This window comes from Amycolatopsis sp. NPDC021455, assembly GCF_040640995.1.
Taxonomy (GTDB): domain Bacteria; phylum Actinomycetota; class Actinomycetes; order Mycobacteriales; family Pseudonocardiaceae; genus Amycolatopsis.
In genome coordinates, this window is the sequence record NZ_JBFACT010000064.1 from 14,982 (window position 1) to 33,033 (window position 18,052).

Consider the following 18,052-nt stretch of genomic DNA (forward strand, 5'->3'; position numbering starts at 1 on the left):
GAACCCGGTCCGCCTCACCCGCGCCGCACGGGGTCACCACCGAGCGCCGCGAGGACGGCTTCGTAGGTCGCCTCGGGCCCGAGCCCATCGGTGGGCACGACCAGGCAGTCCGGCCGCTGCGGCAGGTAGGCGGCGAGCTGGTCGTGGATCCGCCCGACGACGGCGGCCCCACCGAGCTCCCGCATGACACCGTCGACGCCTTCGGTCACGGCATCCCCACTCCCAGCCCGGCCACCGAACCGAGCCAGCGCGACGGGCTTGTCAGCGGTCAGCAGGATTTCCCGGTACTCGGCCCCACACTTCCCGGCGGCGACCTCGAAGGCCTCGATGTCGGCAACACGGGTGGCGAGCTGCGGCATGACGACGTCGTGCCCGGTCCGCAGGTGCGTCTCGGCCATGGCGAGGGTGAGCAGCTGCGCGGCCTTGAAGGTTTCGAAGAAGGTGTCCCGCCAGCCACCGATCAGGCAGACGACCCGATCGGTGTCGAGGTCGAGCACCCCGGGATGCCGTTCGGCATAACACCGCGCGATCGTCGACTTCCCGATCCCGGAGGGCCCGTTCAGGTGGATCAGTCGTGGCACCGCACCGAAGCTACCGGAATTCCGGATCCGGAACACGTTCACCTGAACCGGTCACCGATCCACTAATATCGACGCCGAATGCGGCCCGACGGACACCGAAGGAAGACTTCGTCGCTGTCCCCACCCGCGCATGAGGTCACGCGTGCACAAGTGGGGGAAAATGCCGCTCATCCGACGTACCGCCGGGGAACTGCTGACCGACGCGAGGACAGGCAGGCTTCAGCGGTCCTTGGCGGAAGGTTCAGGCACGGACGGCGATTCCCGTGGCCGCGAACCGGAACTCGAGCGGTGGACGAACGGGCTTCCGAGCCTGTTGTCGGAGATCGTCGCCGCCGATCTGGGCACGCTCGACGTCATCGTCGGTCCGCGGCTGGGCAAGAGCCCGAAGCACGTCGACCTGGTGCTCTGCGGCCACAACCCGCACACCGAAGAACCCAGTTACCTGCTGGTCAAACTCGCCTCACCCGGCGCAGTGGAACTGGAGACCGACGATCTCATCCGGGTCGGGGACGCCTTGATCCTGCATCCCGCGGCCCAGGTCCGGCAGTACTGCGAGTACCTGCTCACTTCGGCACCCAAGCTCGCGGAAAACCCGCGAAGCGTGAACGGCGTCGCGTATGTGCACAGCACGGACACCGCGACCTGGCTCGATCGTTACGACCATTCCGATTTGGTCGCCGTATTTTCTCCGGAACGCCGTACTGACCTGCAGTACCATCTGCGTTCCCTCTTCAAGGCGGGCGACGACCAGGCGAAGACCCGGCAAGCCGGAGACGAGTTCCTGGGCCTTCAGCACAATGCCGGCTTCCTGATCGATGTCGAAACGAAGACCGTCAACCAGAGCCTCGTGCTTCTGGACGAACAGGAAGTGGCGTACCAAGAGGTTCTCCGGGCCGTCGACCACGCACGTGCCACCGGAACGCTCAGGGCAGTGGTCGTCCTCGGCGGCCCGGGTTCGGGGAAGAGCGCGATCGCCCTGAAGCTGAAGAAGGACCTGGCGAGCCGCGGGTACCAGGTGGAACACGCCACCGGCTCGCGCTCGTTCACGAACACGCTCCGGAAGGTCAGCGGTTCACGGTCGAGCGGCAAGATGGGCGGCTTCAGGTATTTCAACGACTACATGACCGCACCGGCACGGGGACTCGACGCGCTCATCTGCGACGAAGCGCACCGCATCCGCGAGACCAGCGTGAAGCGATACACCCCCAAACACGTGCGTGAGCGAGCAGGCCGGCAGATCGACGAACTGATCAATGCGGCGAAGGTCCCCGTCTTTCTTCTGGACGAGAGGCAGACGGTCCGCCCTGGTGAGATGGGCTCGCGGCGTGAAATCGAGGCCGCCGCGACGGCGAACGGCTACGAATGTGAAGTGCTTCGCCTGGACAGCCAGTTCCGGTGTGGCGGGTCGCCCAGGTTCGACGCATGGGTCGCCCGGCTCCTCGGGCTGAGCAGCCTCGGCCCCGTGCCCTGGAGCAAACTCGCGACGCCGAAGGACCAGAGCCTCGTGGTGGCCACCGCCGCCACGCCCGACTCGCTCGAAAACTGGCTGCTCAGGCAGCGCAACGAGTACGGCGGCACCGCACGTCTCTCGGCAGGCTTCTGCTGGCCTTGGAGCAAGGAACCCGTCCGCACCGGGGATGGTCTCGAACTCGCCAAGGATGTCACCATCGACGGTTGGGAACGTCCGTGGAACGCACGCCCGGAAAAAGCGGTACCCGGCGTCCCGCCGTCGCATTTCTGGGCGACCGATCCTCGCGGCTTCGGCCAGGTCGGCTGTGTCTACACGGCTCAGGGCTTCGAATACGACTGGTCGGGAGTCATCTTCGGGCCCGACTACGTGCGCCGCGGCGACGACTGGGTGGCCAACGCGAAAAGCTCACACGACGACGAGGTCAAGAAGGCGAAGGACAACCCTCAGTACTTCAAGACGCTCATCGCTCACACGTACAAGGTGCTGCTGACCCGTGGCATGCGCGGAACCTGCGTTTACTCGACCGACCCGGAGACCCAGGAGTTCCTCGAAACGATGACGGCCTAGAAACGCCGTCACCACCCCACCACGGACGACTGGAGCTTCGTTGGCCGACACCGTACGCGTCGCACCTCTCCTTCGAGCGAGCCTTGAAGTCCTCCGGGACGCCGACAGCCCGCTGAAGCCGGGGCAGGTCTACGAGCGTGTCGAGGAGCGCCTCGGGGATCACCTGTCGCCGTATGAGCGGGCGAAGGACAACGAAGGACGGGTACGCTGGCGCGTCCACCTCGGCTACCACACCGGCGACGCGGCGACGATCGGCTGGATGAGCAAGATCGGCGGCTGGTCACTGACCGACGCCGGCGAAATCGCGCTGGAGACGTATTCCGAAGACGAGCTGCTGGCGGAGTTGAAGGCTCGCCTCGGCGAGCTGCGCAAGCAACGCAATGAAGCGGTCGCCCGGCTCAGCGGCTCGGAGCGCACCATCATCCAGCTCGTCGGCGAAGTCAGCCCCGGTTTCTGGAGCTCCTACGAGGACCTCTCCGAAGTCACCGGACAGTCGCCCCAGCACATCGGGCACTTCCTCGCCCGCACCGGGCCGGCGGGCACGCACCGCATCCTGGAGGTGGACGGCTCGTTGCCGTCGGAGGGAATGCTGCCGGTCCGGTATCGGGGAATGGACGTGCGGAAGCGCCTGGAGTCCGAAGGCGTGGAGTTCGACGTGTTCGGCCACGCCTCCCCCGAGTCCCGGCTCTCCGCCGAGGTGCTGATCGAGCAGCTGGACGACGACTTGCTCGCCGAACCCGCTCCACTTCGCCGGGCTTGGCTGGTCCAAGGAACCACGGCGGACGAACGAGAGCTCGTCGGCGGCTGGCTGAACGAGGGCTTCGTGTCGCTGCCGTCCAATCTCCGCCCGCTCGCCCTGCCCGTTTCGACGGAGCGGCTCCGGAAGGCGGTGGACCAGGATTACCAGCACCTGTCCTACAACGCCCAGAAGCAACGCTTCACCGAGTTCAACGACTTCCTCAACCGGATCCAGCTCGGCGACTACCTCCTGACCCGGGACGAGCAGGAGCACGTCTACTTCGGCCGCGTCGACGGCCCTGCCGGCTTTCTGTCCGGGAACACCCGATCCAACCTGCGCCGGTTCGCACGGTGGTTCCGGGTCGAAAACCCACCCACCGTGGACGAGCTGCCGCAGGAGCTCCGCGCGAAACTCAGCAGCCAGTCAGCCATCGTCGAGCTGACCGACAACCTGGGAACCGTCGAGCGAGTGCTCCGGAACCTCGGTGTCACGATCGAAGACCCCGCTGTCGAGCCCCAGCGTGAACTGGCCTTCCCCACCATCACCGAGGAGGCGGCCGACCGGCTCCTCGTCGAACGGGACTGGCTGCAGGCTCAAGCCGACCTGCTCTGGGAGTACAAGCAGCTCATCTTCCATGGGCCGCCGGGCACCGGGAAGACGTTTCTCGCCCGGAAACTCGCCCACCTGCTGGCCGACCTCACCGCGGTCAAGCTGGTGCAGTTCCACCCTTCGTATACCTACGAAGACTTCTTCGAGGGGTTCCGCCCGGTACAGGGCGAAGACGGGAAAGTCGACTTCGGCCTGCACGGCGGCCCGTTCCGGAACCTCGTCGACGCGGCGCGCAAGAACCCATCGGAGCCGCACATCCTGATCATCGACGAGATCAACCGGGCGAACTTGGCCAAGGTCTTCGGTGAGCTGTATTTCCTGCTCGAGTACCGGAACGAGGCGATCAGCCTGCTGTACTCGAACCGAACCGACTTCACGCTGCCGCCCAACATCTTCGTCATCGGCACGATGAACACGACCGACAGGTCGATCGCCCAGGTCGACGCCGCTATCCGACGGCGGTTCGTCTTCACCGAGCTGCACCCGTCGCTCCCGCCGACCGCCGGCTTGCTGGAGCGTTGGCTGGCCACGTTCGAGGACGCCGAATTCAACCGCGACGCGCCCCGCGTCCTGGACGCGCTGAACAGGACGATCCGTCAGCGCGACCTCGCCGTCGGACCGTCGTTCCTCATGCGGGAAAGCATCTACCAGCGGCCGGACGGTCTCGATCGGGCGTGGCAGGCGTCGATCCTCCCGCTGCTCGCCGAGCACCACTACGGCAGCGGAACCGCCATGGACGCCTTCCGGCTGGAGACGATCCGCGCGAGCTTGCCGAGCGATGTCACCGATTGAGCTCACCGAAACCGGTCCGGGTACGGCGGTCGCGCTCGACGAAGAACAAGCGGCACTGCTCGAAGCTTCAGGCTTGGTCACCCTTGCCCGGCGGCGGGAAACCGGCTGGTGGACGGTCGCCGGCAAGCGGGGCCGGGTCGGAGCCTTCCGGCTCGGTGACCTCGAATTCTGGGTCATGCCCAAGATGAAGATCTCGCGGTTGCTGTTCTTGGCGGGCTATGCGCGGAACCCGGCGGGCTGGCGCGACGAACTGGTCGCTACCACGACCGAGGAGGGCGTTGTGCCGGCAGTCGCCCAGACGTTGTGGCGACAAGCCGAAGAAGCGCTTCGGCTCGGACTCCTCCACGGCTACCGGCAACGCGATGAGTCATCGACTGCCTTGCGCGGCCGGATCAGGCTTGCCGACCAGCTGCGGAGACGCTTCGACCAGCCGTTGCCGATGGAGATCCAGTACGACGATTTCACCCCGGACATCGCCGAAAACCGGGTCCTTCTGGCCGCCGTCGAGCACATGCTGACCGTTCCCGGAGTCGACGAAGTGTCCTCGGCAAGACTGCGTGCACTCCGGGGAAGGTTCGAAGGCGTTCAATTCCCCCGGCCGGGCGCGCAGCCGCCGAAGTGGACACCCGACCGCCTCAACGAGCGCTATCACACCGTGCTCGAGCTGGCCGAAGTGATCCTGCGGACCCGTTCTCCCGAACATTCACCGGGCACGCTGGGCATCAACGGGTTCATGTTCAACCTCGAGACCATCTTCGAAGACTTCGTGACCGGCTCGATCGCGAGGGCGCTCGGCTCCCGAGCCGAAGGGTGGCCGAGCACCCCCTACAAGTCGCACCTCGACAAGCGCAACCAGGTCCCGATCAAGCTCGACCTGGTGTGGAACCACCGAGACCGGCCGGTGGCCGCGGTCGACGCCAAGTACAAGGGGAAACCCAACAACGACAACCTCTTCCAGATGCTGTCCTACTGCACCGCGCTCGACCTGCGTCAGGGGCACCTGGTGTACGCCAGGGGCGCCGAACCGCTCAAGACGTACGAGGTCAAGCACGGCGGCATCGAGCTCTTCGTCCACGCGGTCGACCTGACAGCGCCCCGGCGGACATTGCTGGAATCGATCGACCAGATCGCCGACCGGATCACCGCCCACTTGCCCGCCGCACACGGTCCCGAGGCCGGCGCCACGCCACCCAGCGTAAGCTGAGGCCCTCGGTAACCGACCTTTCGAAGGACATCCGTGACCAACGCCGACGAACTGCTCGGCAGGCTCACCCGCCTGGACCGCGAAGGGCTGGCGAAGGTACTGGCCCTCCGGCCGGACGTGCTCGAGGAGCCGTGGCCGCGCCGGCTGGACGTCGTCGCCGCGCGGTTGGCCTCGCCCGAGTCCCTCAACGAAGCCCTGCTTCGGTTGCCCATGCCGCTGGTTCAGGTCATGCGTGCCGTCCAGTTGTGTTACGCGCTCGGGCAGCGGCCTGCTCCCCTCGGTGAGGTCGCCCGGCTGCTCGGGGCCGCGTCCGTCGAGTCCTTTGTAGACGATCTGACCGAGCGTGCCCTGCTGTGGCGCGACGGCGACAACGTCGTCCTGCCGGATTTACTGCACCGCAACAGCTTCGAACCCGAAGGCCTCGGCCAGCCCGTCGCGAATCTGCTCGGCGAGCTCGGCACGCCCTGGCTGGCGAAGCTCAGCCGGGCACTCGGCCTGCCCGACGCCAAACGGAAGCCGGAGCTGCTGCTCGGGCTCGTGCGGTTCTTCCGCGACGGCGACCGCGTCCGCGAGCTGTTCGCCACCGCGCCCGAGGACACGCGCAAGGTGCTGCGGGACATGGCCGACGGCGTTCCCGAGGTGGACGGCGTCGTGCCGGGCGGCTGGGCGTTCGACCACGGTTTTCTGTTCGCGACCTACTACGGCAGCGCGGCCATGCCGATCGAGGTGGCGCTCGCGCTGCGCGGCCCGGACCACCAGCTGCCGTTCACGCCCGACGAACCCGCGTACACCGTCACGCACATCGGCACGGAAGCCGCCGAAGCCGCGTCGTCGGCCGCTGCGTTGCGGCTGCTCGATCGGGTGTCGGCGATCGTCGATCTGGCCGCGGCGGAACCGTTTCCGCTGCTCAAGGACGGCACGATCGGGGTGCGGCTGATCAAGAAGCTCGCCAAGGAGACCGGGGGCACGACCGCGGAGATCGAGCTGGCGATCGACCTCGCGGCGCAGGCCGGGCTGCTGCTGGCCGACGAGCCCGAGCCGCCGGGCCGCGGACGGAAGGCGCCACCGCCCACCCTCGCGCCCGACCCGGACCTCGCCCGGCCCGCTCCGGCGCTGCTGTACCGCCTGCTGCTGACGACCTGGTGGGACCCCGAGCCGCCGGAGTACGAAACCGACGTCGACGCGCTCGTGCGGCAGGCGGTCGTGCGGTTGCTGGCGCGGCTCGATCCCGGCGACGCGATCACGGACCTCGACGCGCTGACCCGGCTCGCCGAGTGGCACGCGCCGATGCTGCCGACCGACGACTTCGCCGGGCACCTGCGGGTCGCGCTCACCGAGGCAGAGCTGCTCGGCGTCGTCGCGCACGGCGCCGTCACCGCGGCCGGGCGCGCGCTGCTCGCCCCGGAAAAGCTCGGGGAAGTCGCCGACGAGCTCGTCTCCCGCGCCCGCACGACGGCGTTGTTCGGCACCGACCTGACGGCGATCGTGCCCGGCTCGCCCGACACCCGGCTCACCGCGCTGCTCGACCGCGTCGCCGACCGGGAGGCTCAGGGGACCGCGACGAGCTGGCGGTTCTCGCCGGCGTCCGTGCGGCGCGCGTTCGACCAGGGCGCGACCGCCGCCGAGCTGCTCGACGACCTGCGCACGATCGCCGCGGGCGAACTGCCGCAACCGCTGGTGTACCTGGTCAACGACGTCGCGCGGCGGCACGGTGAGGCACAGGTGCTCGACGTCGCGAGCGTCGTCGTCGGGGAGCCCGCCCTGCTCGCCGAACTCGCCGCGCACCGCAAGCTCGCCAAACTCGGCCTGCGCGCGGTGGCCCCGACGGTGCTGACGTCCACAGTGGACTCTTCTGGCACGCTGGAAGCGTTGCGCGGAGCGGGTTACGCGCCGACTCGCCACGCCTCCGACGGCACCATCGTGCTGCCCGCCCGTGACCAAGTCGAGCCGGCGATGGCCGTCCACGACCCCGAAGCCGGTGACCTGCCGCCCGATCCCGCCGAACACGCCGCGCGGCTGCTGGCGGCCCCGGCGAGCGGGCCGGCCCTGCTGCGTGGCCAGCTCGCGCGGGCGATGAGCGATCGCTACGCCGGCCGCCTCACGCCGAAGCAGCAACAGCTCTGCTGGCAGCTCGAAGCCGGGCTCCCGGTCGACGTCCTGTACCGCCCGGACGGCGCCGAACCCGTCCGGCTGGTGATCGCGTACCCCGAAATCGACGGCGACGTCCTGGACGTCTGGTCGCTCGAGGACCGCGCCTACGTCCGGCTCGAACTGGCGCGCATCGACCTGGCTCAGGCCTCCACCGCGGTCAGCTTCGCGTAGGCGACGACGTTGTCGAGGTAGTTGCCGCTCGACCGGTCGAACGTGCCGCCGCAGGTGATGAGCCGCAGCTCGGGATCCGGCGTGTCGCCGTACACCTGGTCCGTCGGGAACGCGGCCTTCGCGTAACGGTCGACGCGGTAGACGGTGAAGATCGCGACCCGGCCGTCGGCACGGCCGACCCTGGCCTGCTCGCCGGGCCGCAACTCCTTCAGCCGGGAAAAGGCGCCGGGCACGTGCTTGTAGTCGACGTGCGCGGCCAGCACCGCCGGGCCGATCTCACCGGGCGTCGGCGCACCGGTGAACCAGCCGACCGTCGTGGCGTCGCCGGGGACCTCCAGCGCGCCGTCCGGTGCCAGCCCGAGGTCCTTGATCGCGTCGGCGCGGACACCGATCGCCGGGATGGTCAGGGACGCCGGTTTCGCCGCGGGGAGGCCGGGGGTGGTCTCCGCCGCGGTGCCCGCGACGCTCGCGATGCCCGTGGTACTCGGGGCGGCCGGGCTGGGCGGGGCGATCGGCGACGTCGCCTGCGGCGACAGGACGAGGACGGCGGCCACGGCCAGGACGACGCCGAGCGCGGTGGCGACCGCCGCGATGGCGGGCCACAGGCGCGGGTGCCTCAACTCGGGCGCCGGCGCAGGTAGAGCACCATGCCACCGGACGCCGCCGCGGCGAGCAGCGTGCCGCTGAGCATCAGGAAACCGGGCATTTCGGCGTCCGGCTCACCGCCGCCGGTGGCCACGCCGCCGACCGGCTTCACCTTCACCTGACCGCCCGTGGCGGGCTTCTTGGTGGTCGTCTTCGGCGCGGTGTGCGTTGTGGTGGCGGGCTTTTCGGACGTCGGCGTGGTCGTGCCCTGCTGCTGCGGGCGGTGCGGGAGTGCTTCGCAGACAATGCCGTCCTTGTCGTTCCCGTCCAGGTGGTTGGGGTCGGACGGATCCCGGTCGTAAACGGCCTGTGCGTCTTCCTGGTACTTGAAGTCCGAGCAGTTCAGGTCGCCGACGAGCGGCGTCGAGAGTTGCGCCGAAGCGAAGGGAACGGGACCGAGGAATGCGAACCCGGCCACGGCGGCGGCCGTGATCAGGGCACGACGAAACGAGGACAACGGAATTCCTTCCGAGCGGAATCGGGGCGATTGCGTGGTTACTATCGCGACCTCCGCCGGGCCGTTACGGACCATTCCAAAATTCCGGGAATGCCAGCGCTCCACGAAGAACGCCGCGTCCCGTGATTCTCTCCCGTTTCCACGGTGACCTGCGGATTCGCCGGTCAGAAATGCGCGGCGGGCGAAATGTTACGCGGTCCGAGGTCACACCTTTGAGGTAATTCACGTGTGACGGTGGCGACCGGCCGCCACCACGGCGTCCACGCACCCCGTAACCTCGGGGTATGCCGATCCAGGTACTGCTCGTGGACGACCACGAACTGGTCCGCCGCGGGCTCCGCGACCTGCTCGGCGACGAGCCCGACATCGAGGTCGTCGCCGAGGCGAGCAGCGTCGAAGAGGCACTGGCGGTGGCGATGCACGTCGAGCCGGAGGTCGCGGTGGTCGACGTCCGACTCGGCGACGGCGACGGCATCACGCTCTGCCGCGAGTTGCGGTCGAAGCCGAACCCGCCGGCCTGCCTGATGCTGACCGCGTTCGACGACGAGGAGGCGATGGTCGGCGCGATCATGGCCGGCGCCGCGGGTTACCTGCTGAAGCAGGTGCGGGGGCAGGACGTCGTGAACGCGGTCCGCGAGGTCGCGGCGGGCCGGTCGCTGCTGGACCCGGTGAGCACCGCGCGGGTCCTGGACAAGATGCGGCACCCGCCGACGGACGAGCTGGCGACGCTCACCGAGCGCGAGCGTGACGTGCTCGAGCTGATCGGCCAGGGCCTGTCCAACCGCGAGATCGCCGAGCGGTTGTTCCTCGCCGAGAAGACGGTCAAGAACTACGTCACGTCGGTGCTGGCGAAGCTGGGCATGCAGCGCCGGACCCAGGCGGCCGCCTGGATCGCGCGGCGCGAGAAGTAACCGCGTGCGGCCGACGCCGCCCGCAATCCGCCGTTCGCTGCGATCTTTTCCGCATCTCGTCACGGTCAGCCACGTCGATCAGGGCCTTTTCGGCAAAGATTCACCCGAAGGTGAGTCGAATATATGTTCGATGAGCCGGTACGATCATGACGAGGGCGTGGAAGGGAGGCTGGATGACCCGAGAAGGCTAGGACGAGCGGAATACCGGTCAGTCGAGTGGCAGGTCGAACGCGACGAGTGTGCCGAGGCTGGGTGAGGAGTTCAGGAAGAACTTCCCGCCGGCGGCGTCCGCGCGTTCGGCGAGATGACGCAGACCACGGGTGGCGACGCCTTGGGGAACGCCGGAACCGTTGTCCCGGACGCGGAGTTTGACGCCGCCGGAGTCCCTGGTCAGCGTCACGCGGGTTTCGCTCGCGCCGGAGTGTCTGACCACATTGGACAGTGCTTCGCGCAGGGCGGCCCGGATGTGGTCGGCGCGTTCCGCGGGGATGTCGGCGAACTCGCCGGACAGCTCCAGGGTCGGTGGGTAGCCGAGCAGCTCGCCGGCGATGCGGACCTCGCCGCGCGCCGACTCGGCGAGGTCGGTGGGCGTGCCGGTGTCGTGGCGAGGCTCCGGTGACCGGAGCGCACGCACGGTGCCGCGGATTTCCTCGATGGTCTGGTCGAGCTGGTCGATCGCGTCGGACAGCCGGACGCCGTCGGCTTGGGCGAACCGCTTGCGCATGTTGCGCCGAACCCGGTCGAGCTGCATGCCGGCGCCGTAGAGCCGCTGGACGATGACGTCGTGGAGCTCACGCGCGATGCGCTCCCGCTCCTCGTACAGGGCGACCCGGTGCCGGGCGTTGGCGCCCTCGGCGAGCGCCAGCACCACGCCGGCCTGGGCGGCGAAGGCGACGAGCATCTCGACGGTGCCGGCGGAGAAGGGCTCGCGCCCCCGCTTCCGGTAGACGGTCAGCGCCCCGAGCACCCGACCCCCGGACCCGAACGGCGCGGCGGCGAAGGGCCCGTAGCCGTGGAGCTCGGCGGGAACGTAGGGAGCGGTGCGTGGGTCGACGGTGAAGTCTTCACTGGCCACGGGCTCCCCACCCCTGGCGACGCGTCCGGCGGCGGAGTCCGAGGGAAGCGCAAGGCCTCGCAACGACTCACCGCTCTCGCCTGCCGACGCCACTGTCCCATCGGCCACGAGTCCATCGGCCGCGCGGGCGACCGGCGCCTCGCCGGCCGGATCACCGGCAGCCAGATCACCGCCGGTTGGATCACCTCCGGCTGGGTCACCGGCGGCCCGATCACGGGCAGCGGCCGGGTGGGCCGTGGCGTAGTGGGCTGCCTCGACGACCACGCGGCCGTCCTCGGCGCTGACCATGGCCAGTCCCAGGTCGGCGTCGGCGAGTTCGGCCGCCCTGGCGACGACCGTGTCCAGCACCGCGCCCGGGTCGTCGCCGGACAGGGCGGTGCTCGTGATCTCGGTGGCGGCGGACAGTGCCCGCGCGGCAAGCGTCGGATCCATGAGTTCCGTCATTATCGCGCGGCGCGGTGGCGGCGCGGCAAGGACACCGCGGGAATCGATCACGTCACCGGCACCCGGGCGAAGACCCGGCCGTCGCGGACTTCGAGCACCACGTCGGCGCCGGCGGCCTCTTCGGCGCGGTGGGTCACGTGCACCACCGTCCGGCCCGCCAGCGCCTCCCGCAGGTGCGCGCGCACTGCCTGCGCCGTCGGCTCGTCGAGGTGCGCGGTCGGCTCGTCCAGCAACACCAGTCCCACCGACGGCGCCCCGAGCAGCGCCCGCGCCACCGCGACCCGCTGCGCCTGTCCGCCGGACAGCCCGCTGCCGCCGCTGCCGAGCACCGTCTCCAGCGAAACCTCCGGCGCACCCTCCAACGCACCATCGGTGAGCGCGGCCAGCCGCAACGCCTCGCGCAACTCGTCGTCGGTCGCCGTCGGGCGGGCCAACCTGAGGTTCTCGGCGACCGTCGTCGCCGCGAGCATCGGCTCCTGCGGTGCCCACGCCACCCCGTCCGGAACGGCGACCACGCCCCGCCGGGGGGCCACGAACCCGAGCAGCGCGGCGACGAGCGTCGACTTGCCGGCACCGCTGGGTCCCACGACCGCGGCGTACGTCCCGGGGGCGAGTTCGAAATCGACGTCATGCAGCACGACCGGGCCTCCCGGCCAGCCGAGGTCCGCTCCCCGCAACGCGACCATCGGCCCCGGCACCGGCGAGGGCGGCTCCGGAACGTCCGCCACACGGCGACGCGCGCGCTGCAGCGTGTCCCAGTGCTGCGCCACCGGCGGCAGCAGCGCGAGGACCTCCGCGAGAGCGAGCGGGACCAGCGCGAGCAGCGGCGCCAGGACCGGGTCGAGCTGTCCGGCCGCGACCGCCTGGGCGGCGATCGCCGTGCTGACGACCGCGGCCGCCCCGCAGACCAGGGTGACCAGCGCTTCCGCCGCACCCGCGCCGAAAGCTTGGCGACGCGCTTGTGCGGCCAGGCGCGTGTCGGCGTCGGCGAGAGCGCGGCGGTGGTCGCGAGCCGTCCCGAAAGCGAGGAGCTCGGCCGCCGCTTCGAACAACACCAGGACACGTGACGCCACCTCGCGACGACCGGTCGCCAGCGCCGAAGTCGCCCGGCGCTCGGCGCGCAGCGCGACCCACGGCGCGCACAGGCCGAGCACCACGGCCACCGCGAGCGTCAGCCCGGCGGCGGGCAGGACCCACGTCTGCACGGCGATCGCTCCGGCCGCGACCAGCGCGACCACCAGCGGCGGCGACACCACCCGCGGCAGGAGGTCGCGGACGGTGTCGACGTCGGCGACCAGCCGGCGTTGCCCCTCCCCCGCGTGCAGCGGCCCGAGCCGGACCAGCGAATTCCACAGCCGTACCCGGACGCGGCCGGCGATGCGGAACGCGGCGTCGTGCGTGACCAGCCGCTCGACATACCGAAGCCCCGCACGGCCCAGCCCGAAGGCGCGGACGCCGACGACCGCGACCGTCAGGGTCAGGATCGGCGGCTGCTGCGACGCCTTGGCGATGAGCCAGCCCGACGTCGCGGTCAGCGCCACCCCGGCCAGCAGCGCGACCGCGCCCAGGAGGGCGCCGCCGAAGAGCCGCCTGTCGAGGAGGGCGCGCCACCCCAGGGGCGGCCGCAAAGAGTCCTTTGTGGACAGTTCTGGGGCGGCCGGAGCTTCGGACGGCATATCGACAGCGGCCGTGCGCTCATGAGCCGCGATGATCGCCGCGGCGCCGTTGTCGACGGCGCGCCGCACCGCGTCCAGCACCAGGCGCGCGCTGGCCTCGTCGAGGTGCGCGGTCGGCTCGTCGAGCAGCAGCAACCACGCGCCGTCCCGCACCCGCTGCAGCGCCCGCGCGACGGCGACGCGCTGACGCTGGCCCAGTGACAGCTGCGAAACCGGCCGGTCGGCGAGTCCGTCAAGCCCGACTTCGGCGAGCAATTCGGCCGATCCCACCTCCTCGCGGACCGTGCCGCCGGTGAACACCGGCGACTGCGGCACCCACGCGACCTGCTCACGCCAGCGTGCGAGGTCGGCGTCGGCGAGGTTCGTCGGGCCGACCGTGATGACGCCGTCGTCGGCCGGGACGAAGCCGAGCAACGCCGAGAGCGTCGTCGACTTGCCGCCGCCGCTCGGGGCGCGCAGCCAGACCGTCTCGCCGGGACGCACCGAGAACGTCTCGCCGTCGGGCGCGAACCCGCCGCGTCGCGCGACCCGCAGCGACGACACGCGCAGCTCGCCCGGCGAAGGAACCGCGCTCCCGGCAGGCGGCACGGGCAGCGCCAGCAGGTCGGCGACGCGCCGGACCGCTTCGACGCCGTCCTCGCTGGCGTGGAACGCGGCGCCGACCGCGCGCAAGGGCTGGTAGCACTCGGGCGCGAGGATCAGCAAGCCCAGCCCGATGGCCAGCGGCAGATCGCCGCCGACGAGCCGGACGCCGATCACCACCGCGACCAGCGCCACCGAGAGCGTCGCGATGAGTTCGAGCACGAATGCCGACGAAAACGCGACCTTCAACGTCTTGAGCGTCGCGCGGCGGTGGCGTTCGGACAGCCGCCGGACGGTCTCGCCCTGCGCGGCGGCGCGGCGGAACGCCGTCAGCACCGGCAGCACGCGGACGAGCTCGAGGAGCCGTTCGGACATCCGGTGGGTCGCGTCGGTCGCACCCGCGACGCGGCCGGCGGTGTACTTGCCGACGAGGATCGCGAACATCGGCAGCAGCGGCACCGTCAGCGCGACGATCACGCCGGACGGCCAGTCGGCGAACAGGATCGCGGCGCCGGCGCCGAGCGGCACGACGGCGGCCGTCACCAGCGCGGGCAGGTATTCGCGGAAGTAGGCGTCGAGCGCGTCGAGGCCGCGGGTGGTGAGCGCGGTCAGCTCGCCGTGGCCACGACGGGCGATCCACTCGGGGCCGAGGCGCAGCACGTGGTCGACGGCCTTCGCGCGCAGCTCGCGCTGGACCGTCGCGGCGGCGCGGGCGGAGACCGTGCGCACCGCCCAGCCGGTCACCGCGCGCGTCACGACTAGCGCGAGCAGCGCGGCCAGCTGGGCGGTGCTTCCCCCGGAACCTGCTCCGACGATCGCCGCGAGGACGTCGGCGAGCAGGAACGCCTGGGCCACCAGCGCGGCGGCGTTGAGGAAGGACAGGAAACCCACCAGGGCCAGCGCTCGGCGCACGGCCGGCACGAGGGCCGGCAATGCGCCGAGCGGGCCCTTTCCCGGCCGCGCCGAGTCCACTGTGGACTCCGAGGCGAGAAGGGGAGCGCGTCCGGGAAGCTTGCTCATGGTGCGTGGACCGCCGGGATGTGCTGGGTGCCGATGCGCTTGCGGAACACCCAGTACGTCCAGCCCTGGTAGATCAGCACGGCCGGGGCGCCGAAGACGGCGACCCAGGTCATGACGGTCAGCGTGTACGGGCTCGACGCGGCACCTTCGATGGTGAGGGTGTTGGCGGCGTCGAGCGTCGACGGCAGGACGTTCGGGAAGAGCGAGCCGAACATGACCACCGCGGCGCCGGCGATGACCACGCCGAGCGCGGCGAACGCCTGCCCGTCGCGGTCGGCACGCAGCCGCAGCCAGGCGACGACCGCGGCGACGGCGCTGATCCCGAACGCGAGCAGCGTCCACAGCGTGCCTTCCCGCCACTGCACGACCGCCAGGAAGGCGACGATCGGCACCATGGCGACGGGCAGGAGCTTGAGCGCCAGGCTGCGCGCGCGTTCCCGCAGTTCACCGCTGGTTTTGAGGGCGAGGAACGCGGCGCCGTGGGTGATCGAGAAGGCGGCGATCGCGACCGCGCCGAGCAGGGTGTCCCAGCGGACGGCGGCGAACGCGGAGCCGACGCGGTCGCCGTCGGCGTCGAGGGGCAGGCCGAGGACGGTGGTCGCGAGGATGAGGCCGACGCCCAGCGGCGGCACCCACGAGCCGGCCATGATCACGCGGTCCCAGTTGCGCCGCCAGCGTTCGGAGTCGACCTTGCCGCGGTACTCGAAGGCGACGCCGCGGCCGATGAGGGCCAGCAGGACGAGCAGGAGCGGCAGGTAGGCGGCCGAAAACAGGCTCGCGTACCAGCCGGGGAAGGCCGCGAACATGGCCCCGCCGGCGACGATGAGCCAGACTTCGTTGCCGTCCCAGACGGGCCCGATGGTGTTGACCATGACGCGGCGCTCAGTGTTGTCCTCGGCGAGGACGGGCAGCAGCATGCCGACGCCGAAGTCGAAGCCTTCGAGGAAGAGGTAGCCGAGCCAGAAGAAGGCGATGACGGCGAACCAGACGATGGCGAGGGTCACCGGGCACCTACCACAACACCCCGACGCTTGCCGCCGTTCGCGGCCCGATCGCCGTGAGTTATCCACAGCGGGTTGAGTTGTCCACAGATTTGCTGTGGGTAACCCGCGAGAGTGACCACGCCGATACACTGAGTTCGGGGACGCCCCCCGGGAAGGGTGGGGGCTTCGGTAAAGTCGAAGCGGCCGCTTTCAGGTGCCTCACCGGCGCGAACGGCACGCTGAAGCCTGACTTGCGCCCACCCAGACCCCCTCCGGCACCCCGATACGAAGCCAGCACACGGCCGGTAGTGCCGGGTCAAGGCACGCTTTCCCGCCTTGACGCGGTGCTGCCGGCCGTAGTCACAATCCGGCTTCGGGGTGGTGGGTTCAATGAGCTCGGCGCTGCCGCAACGACACGACATTGCCGGAACCCTGCCGGGCAGGGTGGGGGCTGGCTTGAAGTCCATGGCCTGCCTCCTCAGTAGGCGAAGGCGAGGGTGTCCTCGCCCGGTTTGTCGGAGTCCTTCGGCTTCTCCGGGGGCATCACCGCGTCGACGCCGCCTCGGACGTACTTGCGCATCAGGTACAGCTCCACCACGCCGAGGGCCGCGTACACCGTGGTCAGGGCGATCAGGGACGTCCACACTTCGCCCGTCGTCAGGCGCGACACCGCCTGGGCGGTGAACATCCACACCCCGTCGACGCCGGTCGGGTTGGGGACGACCACGAACGGCTGACGGCCCATCTCCGTGAAGATCCAGCCCGCGCTGTTGCCGAGGAACGGCGTCGCGATGCCGCCGAGGACCAGCCAGGGGAACCAGCGAGCCGTCGGGACGCGGTTGCGGCGGGTCAGCCACAGGGCCAGGACGCCGATGCCCGCCGACACCGCGCCGAAGCCGATCATCATGCGGAAGCCCCAGTAAGTCACCGGGAGGTTCGGCACGTAGTCGATCGGCTTGCCGGCCAGCGAACCCAGCGCCGGGTCGTCCGGGTAGTTCGTGCCGTACTTCGCCTGGTACTCGCCGACCAGGTTCTCCACGCCCTTGACTTCGGTCGAGAAGTCGTTGTGCGCCAGGAAGCTCAACAGCGCGGGCACGTTGAACGTCTTCACGTCCTCGCAGTTCGCGCCCGACACGTCGCCGATCGCGATGATCGAGAAGCTCGCCGGCTTTTCCGTGTGGCACAGCGCTTCCGCCGACGCCATCTTCATCGGCTGCTGCTCGAACATCAGCTTGCCCTGCGCGTCGCCGGTGATCGCCAGGACCGCGAACGCCGCCACGCCGACCCAGGCGCCGAGACGCAGCGACGAGCGCCAGACGTCCTCATGAGCACGCTTCCGCCAGAGGTGCCAGCCCGCGACGCCCACCAGGAACGCCGCCGCCACCGAGAACGCGCCGGCCAGGGTGTGCGGGATCGCGGCCAGTGCCGTGTTGTTCGTCAGCACCGCCCAGATCGAGTTCATGGTCGGCTTGCCGTTCTCGAACGTCACGCCCACCGGGTGCTGCATCCACGAGTTCGCGGCCAGGATGAAGTACGCCGAAGCCATCGTGGCCAGCGAAAACGCCCACGCGCACATTAAATGAACATGCTTTTGCAGCCGGTCCCAGCCGAAGATCCACAGGCCGAGGAACGTCGACTCGACGAAGAACGCGACGAGGCCTTCCATCGCGAGCGGCGCGCCGAAGACGTCGCCGACGAAGCGCGAGTACGCGCTCCAGCTCATCCCGAACTGGAACTCCTGCACGATGCCGGTCACGACGCCCATGGCGAAGTTGACCAGCAGCAGCTTGCCCCAGAACTTCGTCATCTTCAGGTGCCGCGGATCGCCGGTGCGGACCCAGGCGGTCTGCATCGCCGCGACCAGGATCGACAGCCCGATGGTCAGCGGGACCATCAGGAAGTGGTAGACGGTGGTGATGCCGAACTGCCACCGCGCTAGCTCAAGGACCTCCACGTGGTCCAGCCTGCTCCGGG

General features: G+C 70.0%; 12 protein-coding genes. 5 read left to right on the forward strand and 7 right to left on the reverse strand.

What is annotated here, in order from left to right; translation table 11 throughout:
* Nucleotides 1–14: 14 nt before the first annotated feature.
* Nucleotides 15–581 carry an AAA family ATPase gene (locus AB0G28_RS39900; protein WP_361102065.1) on the reverse strand — a complete coding sequence of 189 codons (567 nt, stop codon included), beginning with the start codon at nt 579–581 and terminating at the stop codon, nt 15–17.
* 160 nt (nt 582–741) lie between these two features.
* On the opposite strand from AB0G28_RS39900, the gene AB0G28_RS39905 reads away from it, so the two are divergent.
* The 4 genes from AB0G28_RS39905 to AB0G28_RS39920 all read left to right on the forward strand — a co-directional run bounded on the left by AB0G28_RS39905 (nt 742) and on the right by AB0G28_RS39920 (nt 8,285).
* On the forward strand, nt 742–2,619 hold the full coding sequence (locus AB0G28_RS39905) for a DUF2075 domain-containing protein (RefSeq protein ID WP_361102068.1): 1,878 nt from the start codon (nt 742–744) through the stop codon (nt 2,617–2,619).
* Between the two features lie 40 nt (nt 2,620–2,659).
* Nucleotides 2,660–4,759: an AAA family ATPase gene (locus AB0G28_RS39910; protein ID WP_361102071.1), complete on the forward strand. Its 2,100-nt coding sequence runs from the start codon at nt 2,660–2,662 to the stop codon at nt 4,757–4,759.
* Nucleotides 4,760–4,934: 175 nt separating this feature from the next.
* On the forward strand, nt 4,935–5,963 hold the full coding sequence (locus AB0G28_RS39915) for a restriction endonuclease (RefSeq protein WP_361102074.1): 1,029 nt from the start codon (nt 4,935–4,937) through the stop codon (nt 5,961–5,963).
* Between the two features lie 33 nt (nt 5,964–5,996).
* On the forward strand, nt 5,997–8,285 hold the full coding sequence (locus AB0G28_RS39920; protein WP_361102077.1) for a helicase-associated domain-containing protein: 2,289 nt from the start codon (nt 5,997–5,999) through the stop codon (nt 8,283–8,285).
* Here the strand turns inward: AB0G28_RS39920 and AB0G28_RS39925 are convergent.
* Nucleotides 8,255–8,905, reverse strand: a complete 651-nt coding sequence (locus tag AB0G28_RS39925; RefSeq protein WP_361102080.1) for a class F sortase — start codon at nt 8,903–8,905, stop codon at nt 8,255–8,257. The genes AB0G28_RS39920 and AB0G28_RS39925 overlap by 31 nt on opposite strands.
* Nucleotides 8,902–9,387, reverse strand: a complete 486-nt coding sequence (locus AB0G28_RS39930) for an excalibur calcium-binding domain-containing protein (RefSeq protein WP_361102083.1) — start codon at nt 9,385–9,387, stop codon at nt 8,902–8,904. Before AB0G28_RS39930 ends, AB0G28_RS39925 begins: the two co-directional genes overlap by 4 nt.
* A gap of 284 nt (nt 9,388–9,671) precedes the next feature.
* Here AB0G28_RS39930 and AB0G28_RS39935 point away from each other — a divergent pair, with 284 nt between their 5' ends.
* Entirely contained in the window at nt 9,672–10,298 is a 627-nt protein-coding gene (locus AB0G28_RS39935) for a response regulator transcription factor (RefSeq protein ID WP_043788689.1), read from the forward strand.
* 208 nt (nt 10,299–10,506) lie between these two features.
* Here the strand turns inward: AB0G28_RS39935 and AB0G28_RS39940 are convergent, their stop codons facing one another.
* From AB0G28_RS39940 to AB0G28_RS39955, 4 genes are all read right to left on the reverse strand, one after another.
* Complete coding sequence (locus AB0G28_RS39940) at nt 10,507–11,805, reverse strand: GAF domain-containing protein (protein ID WP_361102088.1); 1,299 nt, start codon at nt 11,803–11,805, stop codon at nt 10,507–10,509.
* A gap of 59 nt (nt 11,806–11,864) precedes the next feature.
* Nucleotides 11,865–15,095 carry a thiol reductant ABC exporter subunit CydD gene (gene cydD, locus AB0G28_RS39945; RefSeq protein WP_361102091.1) on the reverse strand — a complete coding sequence of 1,077 codons (3,231 nt, stop codon included), beginning with the start codon at nt 15,093–15,095 and terminating at the stop codon, nt 11,865–11,867.
* A complete protein-coding gene (cydB, locus tag AB0G28_RS39950; protein WP_361102094.1) occupies nt 15,092–16,099 on the reverse strand; it encodes a cytochrome d ubiquinol oxidase subunit II in 1,008 nt (335 codons plus the stop codon). The genes cydD and cydB overlap by 4 nt, the downstream gene beginning before the upstream one ends.
* A gap of 457 nt (nt 16,100–16,556) precedes the next feature.
* Nucleotides 16,557–18,032, reverse strand: coding sequence for a cytochrome ubiquinol oxidase subunit I (locus tag AB0G28_RS39955; protein ID WP_361102097.1), 1,476 nt, complete (start codon nt 18,030–18,032; stop codon nt 16,557–16,559).
* Nucleotides 18,033–18,052 lie beyond the last annotated feature (20 nt).

Coding starts and splice junctions, on each gene's coding strand:
- AB0G28_RS39905 (WP_361102068.1), top strand. CDS start 742: ATGCCGCTCATCCGACGTACCGCCGGGGAACTGCTGACCGACGCGAGG.
- AB0G28_RS39915 (WP_361102074.1), top strand. CDS start 4,935: ATGCCCAAGATGAAGATCTCGCGGTTGCTGTTCTTGGCGGGCTATGCG.
- AB0G28_RS39935 (WP_043788689.1), top strand. CDS start 9,672: ATGCCGATCCAGGTACTGCTCGTGGACGACCACGAACTGGTCCGCCGC.
- AB0G28_RS39940 (WP_361102088.1), bottom strand. CDS start 11,805: ATGGATCCGACGCTTGCCGCGCGGGCACTGTCCGCCGCCACCGAGATC.
- cydD (WP_361102091.1), bottom strand. CDS start 15,095: ATGAGCAAGCTTCCCGGACGCGCTCCCCTTCTCGCCTCGGAGTCCACA.